This is a genomic window from Mucilaginibacter tolerans, from assembly GCF_030519375.1.
Lineage (GTDB): Bacteria > Bacteroidota > Bacteroidia > Sphingobacteriales > Sphingobacteriaceae > Mucilaginibacter.
In genome coordinates, this window is record NZ_JAUMKB010000011.1 from 176,783 (window position 1) to 194,695 (window position 17,913).

Sequence of the window (17,913 nt, forward strand, 5' to 3'; positions counted from 1 at the left end):
AATTAATCAATGGTTGAAACCTTCTTTATTGTTATTTGTTCGTGTTATACCAAGTTGTTCAACGATATTGAGTATGGCAAAACATTTATTTTACTCTATTCTAGCAGCAGCTTTAGCGTTTTCATACAATAGTACTCTCGCTGCGGTCCCTATTATTAGTTATTCTCCATCAACAAATGTCTACACTGTTAATACGGCAATTACCACATTAACGCCTACAGTAACCAATGGAGTTAGTGCGACCGGATTTAACACACCCATTACCCTTACCGGTGCTACTTTAAACAACCCGCGAGGTGTGGCTATTGACGGGGCGGGCAATGTTTATGTAACTAATAGCGGCAATAACACCATCAGCAAATACAATTCAAGCGGGACTTACCTCGGCACTTTCGGCTCGGGCGCTACCATGTCGACACCTAAAGGCCTGGTTTTTGATTCCTCAGGGAACGCCTACGTCCTGAACCTTGGTGCAACGCCTGGTACGGGCAGCGTATATAAATATAATTCGAGTGGCGTGTATCAGTCTACGATCATCAGCGGGTTAAACTATGCTTTAGGAATTACTATTGACGCATCGAACAATATTTACATAGCTGATCAGGGTGCTGTTACCGTAAAGAAATATAATACCAGTGGCACACTTTTACTTTCATTACCTACCGCTAACCTGAATACTCCACTTGGTGTGGCCGTGGATGCATCGGGTAATATCTACGTTTTAAATAATGGCGGCCCGAACGTAACAAAATATAATTCGGCCGGGACTTATTTATCTACATTTCTTAGCGGCTTTACATCGCCGCAATCCATGGTAATTGACGGTGCGGGGAATTTTTATATAGGCGATAATTCAGCCACAAATACAGTTTATGTTTACAAACCCAATGGCTCATTGCTCACCAGTAAAGCCATTAACGACCCGGAAGGGGTCGCTGTAGACGGTAAAGGGAATATTTTTTCATCAGCTTATTACGCCAATCAGGTGTATGAAACTAAACCGTCCGGTGGTTATTTTTTGAGCAGCGCATTACCCGCCGGATTAAGTTTCGATAGTACTAACGGCCAAATCAGTGGTACGCCCACCGTTGCGATGGCAGCAACCACGTATACAATAACTGCCTATAACGCAAGTGGCAGTGGTAACACCACAGTTAATATTACTGTTAATCCTACTGCCCCCACGGGCACAGGTGGTTCGGTGTGTGGGTCGGGTACGGTAACACTTACTGCTTCGGGAAGCTTGCCGGCGGGCGGTGTTTATACCTGGTATGCGGCTCTTTCAGGCGGGTCATCTTTAGGAACCGGAGCAGCTTTTGTTACACCAACAATAACCACGACAACAACTTATTATGTGAGCTATACACAGGGGGGGGCAACCAGTTCACCCCGTACCGCTGTAGTGGCAACTGTAACAGCCGGGCCGGTTTTATCAATTTTACCTGCGATCGGTTTATCTATTTCCTATCCATTTAATGGCAACGCCAATGATGCTTCAGGAAATAACAACAATGGTACGCCTCAAAATGTGCCCACACTTACTACCGACCGCTACGGTGCCGCAAGCAGTGCATACAGCTTTAATGGTTCTACCCAATATATTTCTACTGCTACTGCAATTGCGTCACCCGGGCCACAGAATTTCTCGATCAGTGTGTGGTTTAAAACAAATTCGGCTGGTGGTAAGCTGGTGGGTTTTGGTTCATCACAAACCGGGTCAAGCCCTAATAATGATCGTCATATTTATATGAGCAACAGCGGGCAACTATATTTTGCGCTTTACCCATCAGCCTATAAGGTCTTGAACACCACTGCAAGCTATGCTGATGGCAACTGGCATCATGTAGTTGCCACCGAATCAACCACTAATGGGGCCAACCTGTATGTGGATGGTGCGCTCCAGGCAACCGATGCCACTATGATCGCTTCGCAAGCCTATGCTGGTTACTGGCGCGTCGGTTATGATAATATGGTGACCTGGCCCAACGCCCCTACCAGTTATTATTTTAAGGGATCATTAGATGATGTAGCCATTTATAATACCGAGTTAACCGCTGCACAGGTAAATATTTTGTATGGTGCCGGGGGTGGGAATTTTTGTGCCGGTAATTCTTTTTCATTGACAGCTAATACGGTATCCGGCGCAACCTACTCTTGGAGTGGCCCTGGCGGTTTTTCATCAACTGCGCAAAACCCAACAGTCGCAAATGCTGTGGCAGGTACTTACACGTTGGTAGTGACCGCATCAGGCGGATGTACATCTACTATAAATGTTACAGCACCATCAAACGCAGTAACTTACACTTGGACAGGCGGTGCGGGAAGCACGAATCCAGCGATAGCGGGCAACTGGGATCAATTGCCTCCCTTTAACAACACATCAAATATCGTCATACCAGCTGGTTTGAGCTTTTATCCTTCACTCACATCCGATGTAAGTTTATACGGTCTGACCATTGCCAATGGCGCCTCCTTTAATTTAAACGGACACACGCTCAGTGTTGGGTGCAATATTTATAACAGCTCGGGCGGACAAATTCTTTATGGAGGCAATAACTCATCCGGGATTACATGGAACGGATCATCGGCAACGCAAACCTACTCAGGCAGCAGTACAGCCAACACTGCACAATTGGGTAGTATGACTATTAACAACTCGGCGAACGGCACATTAACAATTAGCGGCGGGCCCGTAGATATTTATAATCTACTAACCATTACCCAAGGCAACCTGGTTATTGGTTCGTCGCCCGCATCTTTAACTTTAAAAAGTACAGCCACCCAAACAGCAAGCGTCGCCGCTATACCAAGTGGCAGCACGATAACGGGTACAGTAAATGTGGAGCGATATATCACTGGCGGCAGTGGCTTCCGGGGTTACAGACTGCTTTCGTCACCTGTATATACCAATACGGTCAATGGCAATAATGTGTACAGTATCAACTATCTGCTCAATTCGACATTTCTGACAGGCACCGATGGAACAGCCGGTGGATTTAGTAAAGTCGGCAACCCTACTTTGTATTTGTTCCGCGAAAATATGACACCGGCATACACAACTTTTACTAATAGTGACTTCCGGGGCATTAAAAATATAAGTGCCTCGCCAAATTATACAATTGATATAGACGGCGGTCCTTATAATATTCCGGTAGGTAACGGGTATTTATTCTTTTTCAGGGGTGACAAAACAACTTCTAACCCTTATACGCCGGCTACTATCCCTATTGCATCTACCTTAATCGCCAGCGGCACATTAAATCAGGGTACCATTTTAGTAAAAGATTGGTTTACACCTTCTGCTGCCACACTGAGCTATACTCCATCAAGTCCGGCAAGCCTCAGAGGTTACAATTTAATAGGAAATCCATACCCAAGCAATATTGATTGGGACCAGTTTAGCAGTACTGTAAGTACAAGCCCGATTTATGGTCCAAATGTCGGTAAAACAATTGCTATGCTTAATCCCAATGGTACCTATGCTTTTTATCAGGCAGGGTCAGGGGGCGTTGGCGCGACAAATGGTGCAACCCATATTATTCCTAGTGGCGCCGGATTTTTTGTAATGGCAGGCAATGCCTCGGCTTCGCTTACTATTACAGAAGCAGCAAAAACCACCACCCAGGTAACTGGAAATAATTTATTCATGGGAATACCTGCTGACCGCACCGCTAACATTCAATATTTGCGTTTACAAATGGCGTTGGACACGTATTACAATGAGGATATTCTGATACGGTTTAGCAAGGGTGTTAACACTACTTTCGATTTCAATGAAGATGCTATTTATATGTCTGGATTTGGCAAAGTTAGCCTGTCTAGCCTGACAAGCGATCATATATCTACTGCCATAAATTTGCAGCCATTGCCTAAATCAAGCGAGACCATTGGTCTGGGAGTAAATGCAACGGCAGATGGGGTTTATAAATTGAAAATGAAAGAGCTGGTGGGAGTCCCTCAGCTTTTTGATATATGGCTAATAGATAACTATAAAAATGATTCATTGGATATGCGGCATAATACAACTTATGCTTTTAATATATATAAGGCAGATACAAACAGCTACGGAAAGAATCGTTTTCGTATAGTCATCCGTCAAAACCCGGCGCTGGCAGTCAAGCTATTAAATTTCTATGGATCGAAAGTTGCAAACGGTGCGCAAATAGTCTGGAAAACAAAAAATGAAGAAAATTATACTCACTTTACTCTGGAAAGAAGCAACGATGACGGTAAATCGTTTGATGTCTTAACTGGTTTCTCTTCGAAGGCGCAAGGAACATACGGCTTCCTGGATAAGGCCCCGTCAATCGGTATGAATCAGTATAGGTTGAAGCTTGAAGATATAAATGGGGCAATAAGCTATTCAAAAGTTGTTACGTTAATGTATTCAGATCTGAGCAACAATTTAGCTGGTAATATTACTGTTTATCCTAATCCTGCAAAAAATACGATTAATCTGTCAGTAACTCAGAGTTCAGATGCGGTGTCCAATACATTTTATGATATCACCTTTATGACCATTAATGGGCAGGTAGTAAAAAAGACTGTTTCGTCACAGGCTCAATGGAAGGAAAATATAAGTGAACTACAGCCGGGAACTTATGTCGTATATATTGTAAATGGTAATGACAAAAGCTTAATCGGGAAAAGTAAGTTTGTAAAGTTGTAAAGTGGCTATTTATAGGTAGCCATATTAAACTGTATGGTTTAATATGGCTTATAAAAGTTGCACAATTTACTTCACACCCACAAACACATCTGTATGCTCCCACCGCAAGCCAAAGCCATTGCTCATAACCCCATACTCAAGCTTCTCGTTTAGGGCATTTGTTTTTTTAGGTTTAACTACAACAGTCAGGACGGTTTTGGCAGGGTCCATATTGGCATCGCCGCCTTGTTTATCTCCCCATTGCCCGGTTTCGGAGTTGAAGAAGATTGTCCATTCATTTTCGCCCGGAGTGGCGAAGAAACTGTATTTACCAGCCGGAAGTTTTTTCCCTTCAACGATGATATCTTTATCGGTCTGAAACATGGTGGCTTCATTGGCACCGGCTCTCCAAAGTTTACCATAAGGTAAAAGTCCGCCAAAAATCTTTCTCCCTTTTACAGAAGGACTGCTGTAATCAATAGTGATGGTCGCATCACCGATTTTCCCTGTAGCAGTGGCCGGAGGACTTGGTCTTTTCGATTTATCGGTCTGTGCTTTTAATAGGGTAGGCAACATCAGCGTCATTAAGACAATTGCCAGGATTTTTACAGAATAATTCTTTTTCATAGTACGCTTGCTTAAGTTTAAATTTTTGGTTTGTTACGGATTCTATTGGATCAGTCACTTAATTTTTAAAGGTTAGGTAGTCTTGTTCAACAACCGGGGCATCGGAAACGGATAGGTTAGTCCCGGCTTCAATGGTTGTTTTGCTTTCAACTTTTGAATCCCCCTGCAAATTTGCACCTAATACAATTCCCCCCGAAATTAATACGAAATTTTTAATAATATACTGCCCCAGTAGGGTTGGAATAAACATAGATCCTGAGAACGTTTCGTGCGGGAAAAATATTAACGGTAAAAATGTGCCCGCCATCTGCAAATAAAGTAGTATCAGCGTTAAACGCATCCAGGCGCCTGTAATAAGTCCCAGACCAATAGTACATTCCCATAGGGCAAGTAACGGCAGGGATATGGATGGTTTTATTACCCCGAAAGTAAGTTGGCTTATGGTCCTGCCTGCAATCGATTCGGCAGGACTAATTCCATGAAAGAATTTTAAAACGCCAAACCAAAAGAAAATGAAGCCTAACGAAAACCGTAAAATTTTTATTCCGTTTCTTTCCTTCCAGTCATTAATATTTACTCTTATAATTTTCCCCAAGTCTGGCATCTGCACAAGTATAATTTAGGTGACGACACTACGGCTTCGAATTCTTAAACCGCATCGTCAAAGCTTTAAAATTAATACTATTTTATACAATGCCTAAAAAGTTTGATATAAAACTGCATAAATCTTATTTTGATGTAACCGCCAGCGAGCTATCAATTTAACCTGCCGTTAAGCGCCTGATTTTAATTGAAAGTAAAACCGAATTGCACGTTGAACCCAATGGATCCCGGGGCTCCATTGCCAAATCTGCATGGGAGTGACCCTGCTATAAAGTAATTGACGTATTTGGTGCGTGCGTATACCTGGTTAAATACGGGTGTAAAACCATAGCGACCTGCTGTTTCAAACGCCAGCCGGCTAATAATAGTAAATCCATGTTCAAAACGAAACATTGTTCCCGGATCAAATAACAGGTTACTCACTTTACTGCTGGTCTTTGTAGCTGTTATGGATGGAGTAAACTCATAGCTAAAACCAAAATGATCACTGTACAGCACATTCACGCCAACCGGGAACCCAATCCTTGTGGTACCATTGAAATTCCACGTGGTTGCATTTTTATCAATGACTACTACAGGTACGATAAAACTCAAATACCCCACTGCACGTGGATAGGTTTTAGCTGTGGCTACTGACGGCGCGGCTGTAGGGTTCATTTTGGTGGAATCAGTCTTTGCCTGTTGCGCAAAAACTTGACCCGATGATAAAATAGAAAAAAGAACAATTGCGACTAAGATTGTTTTTGGTGGTTGTTTTGGGTGTAAATTTTGTTTCATGCAGTTGGTTTTAAAATTGTTTTTTAGTTGTTTTCCATTTGTCGAGTAGGGCAGGTAAACCTTTCGGAACGATAGCGTTATATTTTCAAATATATAACGATGCGCAGAAAAAACGAACTAAAAAAGCAAGATTAAATTTTTAAACGTTCGGTTTCGTTTTCCAAAAATGTTTTGAAGCGTTTGCGAAGCGCTTTATAATATTCAATAAGTTCAATGGCTTCCGCAGTGAGGGTTGATCCGCCCCCTTTTTCACCTCCGGCTTGCGGCACTACCACCGGAAAGTTTGTTTGCGTATTGAGATGATTAATTAACTCCCAGGCCTTTTTGTACGACATATTCATGGCTCTTGCCGCATTACTTATCGAGCCGGTTTCTTCAATCTTTTCCAGCAGTTCCATCGGACCGGGGCCAAAAAAACGCTCGCCTTCTGATTCCAGCCATAGCTTTCCGCCTACTTTTATTTCCAGTTCCTGTTTCAGAATATGTTTTACCGATTTAGCCATTGTTCAGGTAAAACTAAATAAATACAGAGGGAGCCGCAAATTACTTTTCAGTTGCGCAAGTGTTAATACTTCTAACCAATAGGTAAATCTACTCATCGTTTCTTCGGATTTTACATCGTTCTTTTCAGGGATAATTACGGCTTACGTCGCGTAGATGTCCTGCAATTTCTGCGGGAATGTCTTCTCAGTTTTGGATTGTCGGGAGAGACAATGCTCCAGGCATAACATTATTGAGAAACATTAAAATTAATCAAATGAAAAAGACAGACTACTTATTACTATTATCAATCGCTTTTATGCTGCTGGTAATGGCATCATGCGGAAAAGATGGGAAAATCGGTCCGACAGGGGCCATAGGAGCTACTGGGCCAACCGGGCCGCAAGGTGTCGCAGGAACCAATGGTACAGCAGGCGTTGCGGGTGCCACCGGTGCAACAGGTACGGCCAATGTTATTTATTCGGACTGGATAACGCCAACAACCTATAAAAAGGATACAATATTTGGTACTTATAATTTTTACTATGATATCACGGCTTCGAAAGTTACTCAGGTCATATTAGATAATGGCAGTGTGATAGTTTATGGAAAGCTTGATGGTTATAACCCAATCATCTGGCCCACAAGTCAGGTGAGTGCATTACCGATCGAGATCACCTATATGAACGGGTCAACACAGAATATAGATTCATGGTCAGACTATTGCACTGTTGGTAATATCAGGATCAACCTGGCAAGCAGTTCTAATGCATACGGTAGTATTTCCAATCTGCACCAATTCCGGTATGTAATAATACCAGGCGGAGTGCATACGCTCGGCAGTGTGAATCCAAAGAACTATAACCAGGTAAAACAGGCTCTGCATCTGCCGGATTGATCTTTGACTATTGGTTGATAGGTGCTGGATACAGCTGGCAAACAATCTCTGCTTTTATTTAAAGCAGAGATTGTTTCATTTTATGAAAGATCAGTCAATGAAATAAGGTGCGTGAACACAATGTTTGAATTTTGTTGTTAATCAAATAGTTATTAAAATTTTGACTTTATGGAAACCCTTAATATAACCCGAACTGAACTTGATTTGAAGCAATTGTTTATTCACCAGCTAAACAGAGTGAATTGTACCAAAGGATATCTTGCACGCAACTTGCCTAAACTACAGGAGATAGCTTCGTTTAATACAATGAGATTAGCTATCCGTGAAGACTTGGAAGATGTACAAAAACAACAGGCACGTATTGATGAAATTTACAGCCTGTTAGCAGCGAAGCCATCCGACGAAGGCTGTGACGTGATAAAGTCAGTAATTGAAGAAGCTTACAATCTCAATAATAATTCCGGCAAATCGACCATCATTAACGATATGGACGTAATACTGTATATGCAATTGATCGAAAATATCGAGCTGACATCACTCAGGATGTTAAAGATGATTGCCGGCTACATGGGAAACCCCCAAATTAGCCAGATGCTGACCGAATGTTTTGACGAAAACGTAGATAACGATCGTTTATTTACTTTGATATGTGAAGAATATTTGGAAAAGAAGGCCGAAAATCAAAAGTGATTTCGTGAATCTGTTGCTTCAATAAGCAGATAAAATTTGGGCATTTATCAAAAAGAGAAGCCAGACCTTGCGATCTGGCTTCAGAAAAGTTATTTAATACCCCTATTAAAATAACTAAGCCAAAGTAAGTGAATTATTGTGTTTTATCCAAATTTTGTAACTACTTATTTACATTGTTTTGGTTTCGCAAGTCTGAAATTAGCAAATAGTTGATTTTGGCACATAAGCGTCGAGTAATTAATATTTAATTTGCTTCAAATTTATTACGATGCTAAAAACCACACTACTATCAATTGTTCTTGCCATTATCTTTTTGCAGGCAAATTCACAGGAACTTTATATGCCTCGGGATATTAAGCTGGCTTATCAAAAAGGCACACGTTCACCCGACGGCCGCCCCGGGAAAAATTACTGGCAAAATTTTGGAAGATACGATATCAATATATCAGTTGCCCCTCCAAATTCCAATGTTAAAGGCGTTGAGCATATCGTATATGTCAACAATAGTCCTGATACACTTAGCAGGCTCAACATGAAATTGATCATGAATATCCATCGCCCGGGTGCCGCCAGGTTTTCAACCACGTCAGCAGATTATCTGACAGATGGTCTTCAGATAGATACTTTTAAAGTAAATGGCCAGGCAAAAAGCTGGAATAATGTTACAGCGCGCGCCACCAACCAAGCGGTGGGCTTACCGAAACCATTAATGCCGCATGATTCGGTGAAGCTGGATATAGTTTGGCATTATCAGTTGGCTAAGGGGCCAGGCAGGGAAGGAGTGATCGACTCAACCTCTTTTTATCTCGCTTATTTTTATCCGCGGGTTTCAGTATATGATGATTATAATGGTTGGGACAGGCTGGATTTTTTGGATGCACAGGAGTTTTATAACGACTTTAATGACTATACCCTGAATGTAACTGTGCCTAAGAACTTTATTGTTTGGGCCACAGGTACCCTGCAAAATGCCAGGCAAGTGTTACAGCCTGAATATGCGGCCCGATTAGAAAAGTCGTTTACAAGCGACTCGACTATTCATATTGCAACGGTTGAAGATCTGACCAAGAAAAATATTACTACACAAAATGATTGGAATACCTGGACATGGAAAGCCGCTGATATTAGTGACGTAGCGGTAGGTATTAGTGACCATTACGATTGGGACGCTGCCAGTGTATTGGTTGATGATGCTGCCAACCGCAGGGCAAGTATGCAGGCTGCCTTCCTTGATAAATCAGCAGATTTTCATCATTCTGTGCAATTTGGGCGCAATGCTTTAGGTTGGTTCTCTCACAATTGGCCGGGCGTTCCATATCCTTTCCCTAAGATGACCGCATTTCAGGGCTTTGCCGATATGGAGTACCCGATGATGGTAAATGATAGCCATACCGGTGATCTGAAATTTGCCCAATTGGTACAAGATCACGAAATCGCCCATACCTATTTCCCATTTTATATGGGGATAAATGAAAGCCGTTATGCTTATATGGACGAAGGTTGGGCTACTACCTACGAACTATTGATCGGCAGAACGGAAAGGCCTGTTAAACAGGCGGATGAATTTTACAAACAATTCCGTGTTGATTATTGGACACATGATCGTTCAACCGCAGAGGATCTGCCGGTGATTACCCCATCAAACGAAGTGCGCGGAGGTTATGGTAATAATGCGTATGGAAAACCGTCATTAAGCTATCTGGCATTGAAGGATATGCTTGGTGATGAGTTGTTTAAAAAAGCTTTGCATAATTATATGACCAATTGGCATGGTAAGCACCCGATTCCGTGGGATTATTTTAATTCAATGAACAGCGGATCGGGCAGAAATCTCAACTGGTTCTTTAATAACTGGTTTTTTACCAACTATTACGACGACCTGGCTTTAGAGAATGTAACCAAAACTGCTGCCGGCTATAAAGCTGATGTAAAAAATGTCGGTGGATTTGTCATCCCATTTGATGTCAAAGTTACTTATGCTGATGCCACTACCGAAAGTTTCCATCAAACATCAGCAGTCTGGGAAAAGAATCAGAAACAGATCGCGATTATGATCAAGACCACAAAAGCAATAAAATCGGTAGAGCTTGATAACGGAATATTTATGGATGCCGACGAAAGTAACAATAAATGGACCGCCAAATAATACGTAGGGGCGCAGCACCCAGCGACCCTTTATATTTCCTGTTGAAAAAAGAAAAATGCCCGTTTAACGGGCATTTTTCTTAAATGGGCTATCGACAATCCGATTACGCGTCCTGAACGGAATCGTTCAAATCATCTGCACCACTTTTTACCTTTGATTTTACGCTATCAACCACTCCGTCCTTGTAGTTTGACAGGTCGTTTACCGCGCTTCTGAATTTTGATTTTGTATTATTGCCATATTCGCGGATGCTATTAGCTGCTGATTCCGCTTTGTTACGAGCTGAACCAACAATATCATCAACATAATCTGCTATATCTTCTCTCAATTCAGAGCCGCTGCTTGGAGCCAATAATAAAGCTACTGCAGCGCCAACGGCTGCACCCGCTAAAAGTGCCACTATAACTTTTGCCTGGTCTTTCATGTTTATATGTTTAAAAGGTTAATCTTTAAAAGTCTAACAACAAATAAAAGGTAGTGTTTTTTATTAAAATAAAAAAGTCCCGTTTATAAACGGGACCAATACGATTACTGACTTAGGGAGTTATGATTAAATAACCTTTACATTTACCGCATTTAAGCCTTTACGTCCGTTTTGTACTTCGAACTCAACTTGATCGTTCTCACGGATCTCGTCAATAAGGCCTGTAGAATGAACAAAGATATCCTGGCTACCATCAGAAGGGACGATAAAACCAAAGCCTTTTGTTTCATTAAAAAATTTAACTGTTCCTTGTTTTTGCATTACATTATTTTTTGAAAGCGCGCAAGTTAGCTATAATATTTTGATAAATCCAAGAATTTGTCGCTCAAAGAATCCTATCTCAACTATTTAATAAAGCGTTAAAGAAGTTATCTGTAAAGTCATTTGCCAAATACAGTATATTTTTAAATTCAGTGAACTCCTCTGCCAAATGGGTTGTCGTCAATACTACCACATTCATCCCTGCATTTTGTGCAGCTTCAACTCCCTTCGGAACATCTTCAAATACAAGGCATTCGGTGGGTTCAATATTTAGTAACTGAGCGGCTTTCAAAAAAGTCTCGGGATGAGGTTTGCTGAATACCACATCGTCGGCGCTTACTATTGCCTTAAAGTAATGTCTGATGTTCAGGTTATCCAAAACAAAGTCAATATTAAAAGGAATTGCTGCTGAGCCTATAGCCATCGGTACTCCGGCTTGATAGGTTTTCTCGAGAAATTCCAACAAGCCCGGTAAGAGTTGTAGATGAGGCAGAAACTCCATCTGGTAACGTTTCTCTTTTTCGATGGATAAGCGCTCCATCTCCTCTTCGGTAAACTTGCCGGCACCAAACATCCTAACTAAAACCTCCTGGTTTTTGCCATACATCTGGGGCTTCACTTCATCCCACGTAAAATGCCCGCCCAGAATATCGTTCAGTGTATACATCCAGCCGCGGGTATGGTATTCCATGTCGTTGATCATGGTGCCGTTCAAGTCAAAAATAAAAGCTTGCATTATAGAGATTAGTAATTAGTTGGATCAGTGATTAGTTATTGCGTGTTTTTTGCGAAAATAACACGCAATCAATTAATCACTAAAATCAACGGTAATAGTTAGTTATTGCTTGACAACAGATGCTACACCTTTGGGCTTAATTTTCAGGATATTGTTATTAGCGTCGAAGTTTAAGCTGTCAATACAAAGTTGCCGCAGCACATAATCTTTTTTCTGTGGATATATGCGGTGATACAGAATGTAATATTGGCCGTTTTCTTTAAATACAGTGTGATGCCCGGGACCATAAGTCGTACTATCAGCCGAAGTAGAAAGAATCGGGTCATTAGGACCCTCAATCCAGGGGCCCAATGGCGTTTTACTTACCGAATACCGTACCTGGTAGCTTGCATCAATTGCCTTTCCGTAAGAATACATCAGGTAATACAAACCTTTTCGTTTTACCATGTGCGGGGCTTCGAAATAATGTGGTGGTGTGATGTCAACCGCCTTACCGTCAAAAGTGACCATATCCTTTTTGAGCTTTACCGCCATACAATGCCCGTTGACCCAGTTAAGGCCCGATCCCCAATACAAATAAGCCCGACCGTTGTCATCAATAAAACAGTCAGGGTCGATATTGTGCATCCCGGGATAATCGTGGGATTTAACTAAAGGAGTGTTATCGGCTTTTGCATTTTTCCAGGGGCCAAGAGGGGAGTTGCTCACCCCGGCCCACACCTCACTGCCAACAGCCACATACATATAAAACTTGCCATCGGGCGCTTTGCGTACAGATGGAGCCCAAACTTTAGAGTCGCCTGACGTAGGACTGGTGCAGGCTTTTTTTGTAGGCCAGTTCAGGTGGCGTTGAACGAACGTTTTAAAGTCCTTTGTTTCTAATACACCCAGCTCGTTACCTCCCCATGGATCAATAGTTGCGTAGATGTAATACTTGCCTTTGTCCTTTAAAATTGTCGGGTCGGCAAAATAGCCTTCGGTTATCGGGTTTTTAATAAAACCGCTCTGTGCAAATGTGTCCGCTGAATAATACAAACAGATCAGTGGAATTAAAATGCTCCTGAAAAGAGTCTTGTTGAACCCCATATTGATGACTATAATTTATTGTCCGTAATAGGAATCAGGTCCATGCTTGCGCTCAAAATGTTTCTTTATCAGCGATTCCTTCATCCGTTTGCAGTCCGGGTTGATCTGTTCGGTTAATAAAGCCATTTGCGCGATCGATTCCAGTACTGCGCTGTTGTAAACTGCTTTGTCTGCATTTTTTCCCCAGGTAAATGGCGCATGATTACCCACCAATATCATTTCCACTTCATGATAGTCGAACTTCCGTTCAGTCAGGCAATCCATAATCTGGAAACCTGTCTGATATTCATAGTCTCCCTTAATCATATCATCAGGCATGGGTTTGGCACATGGTATATCCACCGTTTTATGATCGGCGTGTGTAGTGCCATAAAGTGGTATGTCGCGTAAAGCTTGTGCCCACGACGTAGCGTAAGTAGAGTGCGTGTGGCAGACACCTCCGATATTCCAATGTTTATATAAAACGGCGTGGGTTTTGGTATCAGATGACGGCCTCATATCGCCTTCAACCACTTTACCATCAAAATCTACGATCACCATGTTAGCAGGCGAAAGCACCTCATAAGGTACGCCGCTTGGCTTTATAGCGAAGACACCCAGATCGCGGTCGGCTTCGCTGACATTGCCGAATGTGAAAATTACCAGGTTTAATTTGGGTAATTTCATATTAGCCAGGTAGGCTGATTCACGAATATGTTGGTATTTGCTCATGACTGTTAACTGATTTTTGTTCAATAAATTTACCCAGGCTTATATATTTCTGATACCTGTTTTGATATAAAAGCGCTTTCTGCGGGTCCGGGAAATACTCTTTGTCGAAACCACCACCCATAGCTTTCATGGCTTCTTCCACATTGGCGTAAATGCCCGCAGCTGTGGCGGCAAACATGGCTGCGCCCAATGCACAAGTATGTTCAAATTGATGTATGCGGATAGGCATTTGCATCACATCAGCCATCATTTGCATAATGTAGGGCGATTTTTTTGCAACGCCGCCAATGCCGATCAATCCCTTTACCGGCACACCCTCACTATTAAAACGATCAACAATGCTTTTTGCACCAAAACAGGTAGCTTCGGCCCATGCTCTGAACACACGGGGCGCATCGCTGCCCAAACTTAGGCCACTTATTGCACCTTTCAATAATTGATCGGCATCAGGTGTTCTTCGGCCGTTCAGCCAGTCTATAGCCAGTTCTGCGTTCTCATCTAATGGTAATGCAGCCGCTTGTTTGCTTAGTTCGGGGATAATCTTGTCGGAAATGCTTTCCTTTAATTGTTTGTCATCAACGAATTGTAGCGGCCATTCTAATAATTTCCTGAACCATGCGTAGGTATCACCAAATGCCGACTGACCTGCTTCCAGACCTATCATGCCCGGTATTACCGAACCATCTACTTGTCCGCAAATGCCTTTTATCAACTTGCCTTCCAGATCAGACTTAGGGGCAACCAGCATATCGCACGTGGATGTGCCCATTACTTTGCTTAGATGGTATGGCTCAATTTGTCCGCCTACAGCGCCCATGTGCGCATCAAAAGCTCCTACACCTACTATAACATCAGTCGACAGGCCCAAGCGTTGCGCCCATTCGGTACTGAGTTTTCCGGCGGGGTGGTCAGAAGTATAAGTATCCTGTAAAAGGGTAGCTGTGTAACCTTTTAACAATGGGTCAAGCGATGAAAAGAAATCATCTGGCGGATAACCGCCGAACTCTGCTGCCCACAAGGCCTTATGACCTGCAGCACAACGTCCGCGTTTCATTTTGCTGATATGGTCACCACCTGTAAGCATAAAAGGTATCCAGTCGCAATGCTCCACCCATGAGCAGCATGCTTTTCGCACCTGCTCATCAGCTCTTAAAACGTGAAGCAGTTTGGCCCAAAACCACTCAGACGAATAAATGCCGCCAACGTATTGTAGATAATTGATCTTAAATTTAGTAGCGTGTTCATTTATCTCACCTGCTTCCTTTACTCCTGTATGGTCCTTCCACAACACAAACATGGCATTGGGATTGTTTTCAAAGCCGGGTGTTAGCGCTAAAGGAACACCTGATTCATTGACCGCTACAGGAGTGGAGCCGGTTGTATCTACGGCAATAGCTTTTATAGCCGGTGCTACAGAAGCGCCTCCTGCTTTTTCAATACAGTCTTTGATCGTCCGTTCCAGTCCTTCCACATAATCCAGCGGGTGCTGGCGGAATTGATTTTGGGTTGCCTCGCAATATAATCCCTTTTGCCAGCGGGGATAATAGAATACTGACGAAGCCAGTTCCTTCCCGTTTTTTGCGTTAACAATCACTGAACGTACAGAATCAGAGCCATAGTCAACACCGATAACAAATTGATCCATAATTATTTATAATGTATAATTAGTTTAAGATTGGTGCAACAAGCGAATAATTGTTAAAAAGACACTTGTTTTTTGTGCGGTAAACTTAAGCTTTTAGACATTAATTTAAAAGATAAAAAAAACGAATTGTTATATATTGCGTTCTAAAAGCGTAATGTTATGATGAAACATCGTGTTTTAATACCTTCAGGCCTTATTCTACTACTGGTTATAAGTGCCTGTTCCCACGTATATGCCCCTGCGCTTTATCATCAGGATATTGCTTACCAACCCAAGCCGTCGTCATTTGACAGTAAGAAAAGTACCACTTACATCTCAGCGGGTTTAAACAACTATGCGGGTGTTAATTATACTGATTTCCTTACATCCGGTCAGATCAATGTGAGTGAAGGGCACGTTTTTGATAATTTCAATGTAGCCTATGGTGCGTTTGGGGTGTTTGGCGATTATCAGTATTCGGGAAGTAAAACGGATGCAAATTATTTCTCAGACAAATTTTTCGGGGCAGTAGGTGGGCGGTTTTCGGCTAACGCTTTTGTAACATCGGGCAACACTGATTTTCGGTTTATTGGGGTTGAAATGGCGTACAGCCACGAGTTTGGCGACTATGTAAATTATAGACAGCAATTGTCTAGACAGGGGGGCTATTTTGTAGATCCGCGTACTGACCTTTATACAATTGGCTTAACCACCGAAGTATTATTTCACAGTAGAAATAACACTGGTATTCAGCATGGTATTCGTGGGTTTCTGGGTACTACCCTGGGCCACAATGACCTGAATGATACTTACTACACGGATGATAATCTGAACGAGCGTTTCTTTCACAATTTCTTTCCTAAAGCGAGTTACTTTATCACTTTCAAAAATTACTTTGCTACCGCTGAGATCGGGAATAACTTTTTTGTCAGGTTCGGCTTTAAGTTTTAACTTATTTAACTTATTCAGAATAAACGCTCTGTACTTTATCACGTAAGTTATAGCCAGAAGACATCACCTCACCATAAGCTCCGGCAGTGCGAATAGCAAAAATATCCCCGCGGAAAGATTCAGGCAGCTCCACATCCTTTTGAAAACAATCGGTGCTTTCGCAGATGGGACCTACAACATCATATTTCAGTTTGGCTTCTGATCTCTGACTTCTGACTGCCGACTGCCGGCTCAAATTCTCAATCTTCTGATAGGCCTGGTAAAGCATAGGGCGGATCAGCTCGGTCATCCCCGCATCCAGCACAAGGAAGTTCTTTTTCTGACCCATCTTCACATATAATACTCTTGATACCAATGCCGATGATTGTGCTACCAGGGCGCGACCCAATTCAAAATGTACTTCCTGCCCGGGTTTTACTTTCAGAAAGTCTTTGAATACCTTAAAATAACCTTCGAAATCGGCGATTGGGTTTGTATCCGGATTATGATAATCAACTCCCAGGCCGCCACCTGTATTCAGCACCTTAACCGGAAAGCCATGATCCTCAAACCAATCCTGCATTTCGTTAATACGATTGCAAAGATTTTTGTAGACCTCAAGGTCGGTAATTTGTGAACCGATATGAAAGTGGATACCCACAAATTTCAGATTGGCGCATTTTCTTAAAGCGTCAATCACATCGTGCAACTGCCAGCTATTGATACCGAATTTATTTTCGTCGAGGCCGGTTGTAATAAAATGATGCGTATGTGCATCCACATTGGGGTTGATACGGATAGCTACATTGGCTTTTTTGTTTTTTGCCTGGGCTAGTTCATTGATGATGAACAACTCCTGTATCGATTCTACATTAAAGCAGAATATATCCGCGTCCAATGCTGTATTGATCTCTTTGTCTGATTTGCCGACACCCGCAAAAACCACTTTGCTTTTATCAAAGCCGTTTGCAATCGCGGTCGATACCTCGTTGCCACTTACGCAATCGGCTCCAAAACCATATGACTGAATTGCTGCTATAACTTTTGGATTGAAATTAGCCTTCATGGCATAATGCACATGGAAACCGTACTTGTCAGAAGCATTTTTGCAGGCCTCCAACGTTCCGCGAAGTAAACCCAGGTCGTAATAGTAAAACGGCGTTTCTAAATCCTTAAAGCGTGTAATGGTATTGGTATCGAACATTATTGTGG

16 protein-coding genes are annotated in these 17,913 nt (G+C 42.3%); 5 read left to right on the forward strand and 11 right to left on the reverse strand.

Annotation, left to right across the window (positions count from 1 at the left end; genetic code table 11):
• Positions 1–73: 73 nt before the first annotated feature.
• Positions 74–4,669, forward strand: coding sequence for a LamG-like jellyroll fold domain-containing protein (locus Q3A68_RS16380; RefSeq protein WP_302902191.1), 4,596 nt, complete (start codon positions 74–76; stop codon positions 4,667–4,669).
• Positions 4,670–4,735: 66 nt separating this feature from the next.
• On the opposite strand, the gene Q3A68_RS16385 is transcribed toward Q3A68_RS16380, so the two are convergent.
• The 4 genes from Q3A68_RS16385 to Q3A68_RS16400 all read right to left on the reverse strand — a co-directional run bounded on the left by Q3A68_RS16385 (position 4,736) and on the right by Q3A68_RS16400 (position 7,158).
• Positions 4,736–5,275 carry a DUF2911 domain-containing protein gene (locus Q3A68_RS16385; RefSeq protein WP_302902192.1) on the reverse strand — a complete coding sequence of 180 codons (540 nt, stop codon included), beginning with the start codon at positions 5,273–5,275 and terminating at the stop codon, positions 4,736–4,738.
• Positions 5,276–5,333: 58 nt separating this feature from the next.
• A complete protein-coding gene (locus Q3A68_RS16390; RefSeq protein ID WP_302902193.1) occupies positions 5,334–5,879 on the reverse strand; it encodes a DoxX family protein in 546 nt (181 codons plus the stop codon).
• Between the two features lie 182 nt (positions 5,880–6,061).
• On the reverse strand, positions 6,062–6,655 hold the full coding sequence (locus Q3A68_RS16395) for a hypothetical protein (RefSeq protein WP_302902194.1): 594 nt from the start codon (positions 6,653–6,655) through the stop codon (positions 6,062–6,064).
• A gap of 131 nt (positions 6,656–6,786) precedes the next feature.
• A complete protein-coding gene (locus tag Q3A68_RS16400) occupies positions 6,787–7,158 on the reverse strand; it encodes a winged helix-turn-helix domain-containing protein (RefSeq protein ID WP_302902195.1) in 372 nt (123 codons plus the stop codon).
• 254 nt (positions 7,159–7,412) lie between these two features.
• Between Q3A68_RS16400 and Q3A68_RS16405 the strand changes: the two genes are divergently transcribed.
• The 3 genes from Q3A68_RS16405 to Q3A68_RS16415 all read left to right on the forward strand — a co-directional run bounded on the left by Q3A68_RS16405 (position 7,413) and on the right by Q3A68_RS16415 (position 10,869).
• Positions 7,413–8,033, forward strand: coding sequence for a collagen-like triple helix repeat-containing protein (locus Q3A68_RS16405; protein WP_302902196.1), 621 nt, complete (start codon positions 7,413–7,415; stop codon positions 8,031–8,033).
• Between the two features lie 168 nt (positions 8,034–8,201).
• On the forward strand, positions 8,202–8,723 hold the full coding sequence (locus Q3A68_RS16410) for a YciE/YciF ferroxidase family protein (RefSeq protein ID WP_302902197.1): 522 nt from the start codon (positions 8,202–8,204) through the stop codon (positions 8,721–8,723).
• Between the two features lie 268 nt (positions 8,724–8,991).
• Positions 8,992–10,869, forward strand: a complete 1,878-nt coding sequence (locus Q3A68_RS16415) for a M1 family metallopeptidase (protein ID WP_302902198.1) — start codon at positions 8,992–8,994, stop codon at positions 10,867–10,869.
• A 103-nt stretch (positions 10,870–10,972) separates the two neighbouring features.
• Here the strand turns inward: Q3A68_RS16415 and Q3A68_RS16420 are convergent, their stop codons facing one another.
• The 6 genes from Q3A68_RS16420 to Q3A68_RS16445 all read right to left on the reverse strand — a co-directional run bounded on the left by Q3A68_RS16420 (position 10,973) and on the right by Q3A68_RS16445 (position 15,792).
• Entirely contained in the window at positions 10,973–11,293 is a 321-nt protein-coding gene (locus tag Q3A68_RS16420; RefSeq protein ID WP_302902199.1) for a YtxH domain-containing protein, read from the reverse strand.
• A gap of 126 nt (positions 11,294–11,419) precedes the next feature.
• Positions 11,420–11,614, reverse strand: coding sequence for a cold-shock protein (locus tag Q3A68_RS16425; protein WP_302902200.1), 195 nt, complete (start codon positions 11,612–11,614; stop codon positions 11,420–11,422).
• Between the two features lie 79 nt (positions 11,615–11,693).
• On the reverse strand, positions 11,694–12,350 hold the full coding sequence (locus tag Q3A68_RS16430; RefSeq protein ID WP_302902201.1) for an HAD family hydrolase: 657 nt from the start codon (positions 12,348–12,350) through the stop codon (positions 11,694–11,696).
• 102 nt (positions 12,351–12,452) lie between these two features.
• Positions 12,453–13,436 (reverse strand): family 43 glycosylhydrolase, encoded by a 984-nt coding sequence (locus Q3A68_RS16435; RefSeq protein ID WP_302902202.1) that lies wholly within the window; start codon positions 13,434–13,436, stop codon positions 12,453–12,455.
• A gap of 15 nt (positions 13,437–13,451) precedes the next feature.
• Complete coding sequence (araD, locus tag Q3A68_RS16440; RefSeq protein WP_302902203.1) at positions 13,452–14,147, reverse strand: L-ribulose-5-phosphate 4-epimerase AraD; 696 nt, start codon at positions 14,145–14,147, stop codon at positions 13,452–13,454.
• The gene (locus Q3A68_RS16445; RefSeq protein WP_302902204.1) at positions 14,122–15,792 is read right to left on the reverse strand and encodes a ribulokinase; all 1,671 of its coding nucleotides are present in this window, start codon (positions 15,790–15,792) and stop codon (positions 14,122–14,124) included. The genes araD and Q3A68_RS16445 overlap by 26 nt, the downstream gene beginning before the upstream one ends.
• Positions 15,793–15,951: 159 nt before the next feature.
• Between Q3A68_RS16445 and Q3A68_RS16450 the strand changes: the two genes are divergently transcribed.
• The gene (locus Q3A68_RS16450) at positions 15,952–16,722 is read left to right on the forward strand and encodes a hypothetical protein (RefSeq protein WP_302902205.1); all 771 of its coding nucleotides are present in this window, start codon (positions 15,952–15,954) and stop codon (positions 16,720–16,722) included.
• A 10-nt stretch (positions 16,723–16,732) separates the two neighbouring features.
• Here Q3A68_RS16450 and lysA read toward each other — a convergent pair whose 3' ends face one another.
• Positions 16,733–17,905 (reverse strand): diaminopimelate decarboxylase, encoded by a 1,173-nt coding sequence (gene lysA / locus Q3A68_RS16455; protein WP_302902206.1) that lies wholly within the window; start codon positions 17,903–17,905, stop codon positions 16,733–16,735.
• Positions 17,906–17,913: the final 8 nt, after the last annotated feature.

Bases quoted from the DNA above. Each gene is read 5' to 3' on its own strand.
- Q3A68_RS16385 (WP_302902192.1), bottom strand. From the start codon at position 5,275: ATGAAAAAGAATTATTCTGTAAAAATCCTGGCAATTGTCTTAATGACG.
- Q3A68_RS16430 (WP_302902201.1), bottom strand. From the start codon at position 12,350: ATGCAAGCTTTTATTTTTGACTTGAACGGCACCATGATCAACGACATG.
- Q3A68_RS16400 (WP_302902195.1), bottom strand. From the start codon at position 7,158: ATGGCTAAATCGGTAAAACATATTCTGAAACAGGAACTGGAAATAAAA.
- Q3A68_RS16380 (WP_302902191.1), top strand. From the start codon at position 74: ATGGCAAAACATTTATTTTACTCTATTCTAGCAGCAGCTTTAGCGTTT.
- Q3A68_RS16405 (WP_302902196.1), top strand. From the start codon at position 7,413: ATGAAAAAGACAGACTACTTATTACTATTATCAATCGCTTTTATGCTG.
- Q3A68_RS16390 (WP_302902193.1), bottom strand. From the start codon at position 5,879: ATGCCAGACTTGGGGAAAATTATAAGAGTAAATATTAATGACTGGAAG.
- Q3A68_RS16425 (WP_302902200.1), bottom strand. From the start codon at position 11,614: ATGCAAAAACAAGGAACAGTTAAATTTTTTAATGAAACAAAAGGCTTT.
- Q3A68_RS16435 (WP_302902202.1), bottom strand. From the start codon at position 13,436: ATGGGGTTCAACAAGACTCTTTTCAGGAGCATTTTAATTCCACTGATC.
- Q3A68_RS16395 (WP_302902194.1), bottom strand. From the start codon at position 6,655: ATGAAACAAAATTTACACCCAAAACAACCACCAAAAACAATCTTAGTC.
- Q3A68_RS16415 (WP_302902198.1), top strand. From the start codon at position 8,992: ATGCTAAAAACCACACTACTATCAATTGTTCTTGCCATTATCTTTTTG.
- Q3A68_RS16445 (WP_302902204.1), bottom strand. From the start codon at position 15,792: ATGGATCAATTTGTTATCGGTGTTGACTATGGCTCTGATTCTGTACGT.
- Q3A68_RS16420 (WP_302902199.1), bottom strand. From the start codon at position 11,293: ATGAAAGACCAGGCAAAAGTTATAGTGGCACTTTTAGCGGGTGCAGCC.
- Q3A68_RS16450 (WP_302902205.1), top strand. From the start codon at position 15,952: ATGATGAAACATCGTGTTTTAATACCTTCAGGCCTTATTCTACTACTG.
- lysA (WP_302902206.1), bottom strand. From the start codon at position 17,905: ATGTTCGATACCAATACCATTACACGCTTTAAGGATTTAGAAACGCCG.
- Q3A68_RS16410 (WP_302902197.1), top strand. From the start codon at position 8,202: ATGGAAACCCTTAATATAACCCGAACTGAACTTGATTTGAAGCAATTG.
- araD (WP_302902203.1), bottom strand. From the start codon at position 14,147: ATGAGCAAATACCAACATATTCGTGAATCAGCCTACCTGGCTAATATG.